At 67.9% G+C, this 1,415-nt stretch carries 1 protein-coding gene; it reads left to right on the forward strand.

Annotated elements, in window-relative coordinates:
* Positions 1-1,415 (forward strand): Ig-like domain-containing protein (locus tag AC1D1L_RS33680; RefSeq protein ID WP_477345837.1); only part of this gene is annotated, 1,415 nt, incomplete at both ends.

Consider the following 1,415-nt stretch of genomic DNA (forward strand, 5'->3'; position numbering starts at 1 on the left):
TCCCGCAACCGGCACCGTCAGCTATACCTACACGCTGCTCGACAATGAGGCGCACGCCGCCGCCGGCGGCACCAACAGCCTGTTCGAGAACCTCGCCGTCTCGCTCACCGACCAGGACGGCCAGAACGCCACAGGCACGCTCACCGTCAACATCGTCGATGACGTGCCGACCGCGGTCGCCGACATCGACAGCATCGGGGCCGGCCTGTTCGGCCCGGCCACCGGCAATGTGCTGGTTGGCGGAACCGACGCCCTCGACGGCAACGCGACCGACGGGGTTGCCGACACCAGGGGCGCCGACGGCGCTGCCGTGGTCGGMGTCGCCGCCGGCAACACCAATGCCGACGTCGACAATGCCGCAACACTCGGCACCCCGATCCAGGGCCTCTACGGCAAGCTGACGCTGGCCGCCGACGGCACCTACACCTATACCCGCGATGCCGGCTCGGCCGGCGGCCATGACGACGTCTTCACCTACACCATCAAGGACGGCGACGGCGACACCTCGCACACCACGCTGACCATCTCGATCGGCAACTCGCCGCCGGTGATCACCGACCTGACGCCGGCCGCCAACGGCGGCGACGTCACCGTCAACGAGGATGACCTGCTGGCCAGCCGCGGCGTTGGCGAATCGGCCGGCTCCGACACCTCGAAGGAAAGCACCACCCAGGGCGGCACCTTCACCATCTCCTCGCCCGACGGCATCGCCTCGCTGACCATCGACGGCCACGCCTTCATCACCAACGGCGTGTTCACCGCCAGCGCCTTCACCACCGCGCTCGGCAATACGCTGAACGTCACCGGCTACAATCCCGCAACCGGCACCGTCAGCTATACCTACACGCTGCTCGACAATGAGGCGCACGCCGCCGCCGGCGGCACCAACAGCCTGTTCGAGAACCTCGCCGTCTCGCTCACCGACCAGGACGGCCAGAACGCCACAGGCACGCTCACCGTCAACATCGTCGACGGCTCGCAGGGCGGCCATGACGACGTCTTCACCTACACCATCAAGGACGGCGACGGCGACCTTTCGCACACCACGCTGACCATCTCGATCGGCGATGCAACGCCCACCGACAGCATCCCGGCGCCAGGCCTTGCCTCGACCACCGTCTACGAGGCCGGSCTGCCGGCGCGCGCCGGCGAGCCTTCGGGCTCGAACGAGCCTGCGACCTCGGAAACGACCTCGGGCACGATCGGCTTCACGTCGCCGGACGGCCTGACGACAGTGTCGCTGGGCGGCCATGTACTGACCGGTATCCCGACGGCGTTCGCCGACGGGACGACAGGCACGCTGACGGCAAGCTATGTCTACAATCCGGCGACCGGCCTCGGCACGATCAGCTACTCCTACACGCTCATCGACAACACGCTGACCGATCCGTCCAGCACCAGCTTCGCGGTCGTCG

Source organism: Mesorhizobium sp. P2_D6 (assembly GCF_056404315.1).